Source organism: Pseudoalteromonas aurantia, from assembly GCF_005886875.1.
GTDB lineage: Bacteria > Pseudomonadota > Gammaproteobacteria > Enterobacterales > Alteromonadaceae > Pseudoalteromonas > Pseudoalteromonas aurantia_A.
Map to the genome: position 1 here is coordinate 1 of NZ_PNBY01000115.1, position 3,733 is coordinate 3,733.

General features: G+C 37.9%; 5 protein-coding genes and 1 pseudogene. 2 read left to right on the plus strand and 4 right to left on the minus strand.

Features of this window, described 5'->3' with window-relative positions; translation table 11 throughout:
* Positions 1–93 precede the first annotated feature (93 nt).
* From CWC18_RS18390 to CWC18_RS18395, 3 genes are read right to left on the minus strand one after another with little or no spacing between them, the layout of a single operon-like run.
* Positions 94–333, minus strand: coding sequence for a hypothetical protein (locus CWC18_RS18390; RefSeq protein WP_138675849.1), 240 nt, complete (start codon positions 331–333; stop codon positions 94–96).
* Positions 334–350: 17 nt separating this feature from the next.
* Positions 351–482, minus strand: coding sequence for a hypothetical protein (locus tag CWC18_RS21785; protein WP_283235317.1), 132 nt, complete (start codon positions 480–482; stop codon positions 351–353).
* A 27-nt stretch (positions 483–509) separates the two neighbouring features.
* Positions 510–776: a hypothetical protein gene (locus CWC18_RS18395; RefSeq protein WP_138593284.1), complete on the minus strand. Its 267-nt coding sequence runs from the start codon at positions 774–776 to the stop codon at positions 510–512.
* Between the two features lie 330 nt (positions 777–1,106).
* On the opposite strand from CWC18_RS18395, the gene CWC18_RS18400 reads away from it, so the two are divergent.
* On the plus strand, positions 1,107–1,358 hold the full coding sequence (locus CWC18_RS18400) for a helix-turn-helix transcriptional regulator (protein WP_249348313.1): 252 nt from the start codon (positions 1,107–1,109) through the stop codon (positions 1,356–1,358).
* 144 nt (positions 1,359–1,502) lie between these two features.
* A complete protein-coding gene (locus CWC18_RS18405) occupies positions 1,503–2,828 on the plus strand; it encodes an ATP-binding protein (protein WP_138593286.1) in 1,326 nt (441 codons plus the stop codon).
* 413 nt (positions 2,829–3,241) lie between these two features.
* On the opposite strand, the pseudogene CWC18_RS18410 reads toward CWC18_RS18405, so the two are convergent.
* Positions 3,242–3,733: pseudogene (locus CWC18_RS18410) on the minus strand (transposase); the annotation flags it as partial.

Below are 3,733 nucleotides of genomic sequence, written 5' to 3' on the forward strand. Positions count from 1 at the left end.
ACTGTGACCAATTCCTGATTTTCTTCTTCATTTCACATCATGGGTTAAGGCATTTAATGATCTGATCGCACCAAACCAAAGAAGTTCAATTATTTAGGAAACAACGCCCTGTTGAGCTGTCTGTTCACTGTTCTGACAAATACGACCAAATAACGCCAGATTCTTTTTTTCGATTAGTGGATGCTGGTAAAGTTGCTTATAGCTGATATTGCTATCATCTGATTCAGCAATACATTGTTTTTGAAATTCAAAAGACGTTGCGTTTATTGTAGTGCTCAATAAGAAAGAAAATATCGTAAAGATTTTAATGAGTATTTTTAGCGGTAAATTCATGCGTCCCTGTTCCTAAGTCAAATATCGCGAGACTTATCTTTGCTCTTCTCGTTGTTTTTAGCACTCATTGAGGCGCGAGCTTCAGCTATACGCTTTTGATTCTCTTGGATCTCCTGCTCAGAAGGGAAAATGGTAAAACCACTCCCCATAGTCAGCGCATCTATATTTTTAGCTTCTTAATTAGAAATTAGCCCAAGCTTTTGTGCCTGTTCAAGCTCACTTTTACTGAAGTCTTTTGCGGCCATATCGAGGCTATTTTTGACAATGGTATTGGCTTCGGTCAATTCTTCTTTTGTGCCCAATGTATCTTGCATTTGGGCTTGCTGATGAAGTGATTGGCTAGCTTGAATATCACGATAGGCAGCAAACGCGACACGAAAGTTATTCACTCGTGCTTCAAGCGAGTTTTCGTTTGATTTTGATAGGTGAGCTGCAAGTGCCATGTAAACTATTCTCTAGTGATCCTATGATTTATTTTGTATGCTAATTGAAAGGAAATCAATAACATTCGAAGACTCGATATTTTCATACGTGTTTATGTGGCTGATTAAGTAGTGATAAGGATTTAAACGACTCAATGAATAAGCCGTTTACCCCAAATTTATGTGAACTCGCTGATAGTATGGGTATATCGTTATATCAGCGATTTACGCCTACTGAAGCATCACTATTTTTGCGGTGTCCGCTAGCTGAAATAACTAAACTACTAAGCGAATCATCAAATCGAGTTCATTCAATTAACTGAAAAACAAACTGAGTTTTTTGGTTTTCAATTGCTTAATCATTTATTAGGTAATATTCAAGTAACCGCCCCGGTGAACAATTCATCAAATCACCAATCAAATACTAGTCCACCACCAGACAAAATTATTCGCTCGAAAGAAGTTCAAGAGCTAACCGGGTTATCAAGAACCACCATTTGGCGCTTAGAACGGGAAGGAAAGTTTCCAGCGCGAGTGCCACTAACTGCAAGTAACGTAGGTTGGCGGTTAACCGATGTGCAAGAGTGGATTAGGAAAAAATAGCTAAACCACACTTTATTGCGGATAAAATCAGATTAAAACCACACTTTTATGCGCATAAAAAAGGTAATTAACCACATTTTATTGCGCATATAGATGTGTTGACATATACTTTATAGCAAGCGAATTTTTCAAAGTGGGTATGTGGTGGAAAGGTTATTACTTCAAAAGCTTATTGCTTGGAAAAATAAAAACACTCGTAAGCCAATCCTTCTTGATGGCGCGAGACAAACAGGTAAGTCGTACTTACTTGAAAAGCTATTTGGTGCTCAATTCGAGCAAGTTATTCGTTTAGATTTTTTAGAGCAACCAGCGTTAGCTAACCTTTTTAATGACTCGTTAAAGCCGCAAGAAATTCTCGATAACATAGAGCTTGAGCTTAATGTAAGTATTCAGCGCAATAACGCATTAATTATTTTTGATGAAATTGGTGAGTGCCAATCCGCAATTAACTCGTTAAAGTTTTTTTCAGAACAATGCCCTGAAATGTTTGTTTGTGCATCTGGCTCTAACATTGGTTTGTTAGGTTCGTTTCCTGTAGGCAAAGTAGAGCTGCTAGAACTCTATCCGCTGACTTTCGAAGAGTTTTTACTAGCTTCTAATAAAGCACCCCTGATTAAATCGTTTCAGCAAAACAAAATGACACCTGTTGTACATGATAAGTTGTTTGGTTTGTTGCTCGATTATTATTACGTGGGAGGAATGCCAGAAGCGGTTAAAGCGTGGTTTGAAACAGAAGAATCAACCGGAATTTTCGAAAGAACGCAGATAGTAAATCAAATTCACAAAGCTTTAATTGCTGGTTATGAGCGTGACTTTGGCAAGTATTCAGACAAAGTGTCAGCGCAACATATCCAAGCAATATTTCGTAACATACCGATTCAACTCTCACAAAACATTGATGACTCAGTAAAGCGGTTTAAGTTTAAAGATGTTATTCAGAAGAAAACAAGGTATCAAGAATTAGCAGGGCCGATTAATTGGCTGGACAAGTGTAAATTATTATCGAAATGCCAACCTATAGATACTCAGCCAAGTTCGCCATTACCCGCATTAGCTAAGGAAAATATCTTTAAGCTTTTCCTTTTCGATATTGGTTTACTAGGAAATATGCTTGGGCTTTCATACAAAGAGCACAGAGATCAGGGCTTCAATTATAAAGGCTACATTGCCGAAAATTTTGTGCAAAACGAGCTAATAGCAAAATATGGTAGTCCAACCTATTCTTGGGAATATGCTCGAAGTGAAATTGAATTTTTATTCAAGCATGAATCAGGAAGCATTTTCCCGATTGAAGTAAAAAGCGGTAAGCGAACAAGAGCTAAATCACTCGATGTTTATGTGCAACGTTACCAACCTGAAAAGACAATTAAATTGATAGGCTCACAAGGCTCCGTAGATAACCCTGATGCTTTAGTTTTACCGCTATACTATGTAAGTAAAATTGAGCAGTTCATCAATTCTCATGATTAAAATGTAAAAGTGATTTATTGAATTACTCCGTACAGCTGTAATTCACTTGCTAAAGTGTTAAATTAAAATACGTTTCCTGTTTTAAGTTATCTCGATCTTTTTAGTGTTTGGGACAAACTTAAAACCAAATGGTGACATAAAGCTAATTAATCCCATTCAAATAAAGTTTAATTAACTGAAAATAATGGTTTTTATTTTTCTACTACGTGAACGAACAATGACACCCATTTAAAATTATTGCTAGCCTTAAAAAATACCTCTGAGATATTGTTGAGTTCACAAAGTTGAATGGATAATATGCGCTTTACACTGAAAGAGATAACGAAATTGAACTACTCAGTGTCAAAGAGACACGCCTAATCCACCGTTAGTTATTAAGGCTTATTGAAGGCGTTAGCTGATCACTCTGAACGTTAAGCCAGTAACTTTTCACACTGTGTGTAGTTGGCCCGCCGTTTAATTTCTAGGCTCGCGCAATAATTATCAAGCTTTTTAGGTCGCCCTACTGCGCCGTGAAATACTTTAGTAAATTGTGTGGTGAGTTTTTGCCAATTCTCAGGGGCGATGTTGAGTCTGTCTAGAATTGGTGAGTTGATTGGGCTTATAGCGCCTCGCTTATCTGCCCGCATATATCTTCCTGTCAACTCTACCAGTTCTAAATAGGACTTTAATTCAAAGGGTAAACCTTTGGGCATGTGCTTTCGGGGGCTACCTGCAAAACGCGCCAAGTATTTCGGTTGCTTGCCTTCTTTGGCATGTTCACAGCGGGTCTTAACACTCGTGTAGTCTGAGGTTTCGGGTGTCTCAGCCATTTTGGCTCTAATTGGGTTTAAATCAACATACGCCATACAGGCTGCCAATGCCGCTTCATCAAGTAAAGCTTGTGATTTAAAACGGCCTTCCCA

What these genes read in the sequence shown, in the direction of transcription:
- CWC18_RS18395 (WP_138593284.1), bottom strand. Translation starts at nt 776, where the DNA reads ATGGCACTTGCAGCTCACCTATCAAAATCAAACGAAAACTCGCTTGAA.
- CWC18_RS21785 (WP_283235317.1), bottom strand. Translation starts at nt 482, where the DNA reads ATGGGGAGTGGTTTTACCATTTTCCCTTCTGAGCAGGAGATCCAAGAG.
- CWC18_RS18390 (WP_138675849.1), bottom strand. Translation starts at nt 333, where the DNA reads ATGAATTTACCGCTAAAAATACTCATTAAAATCTTTACGATATTTTCT.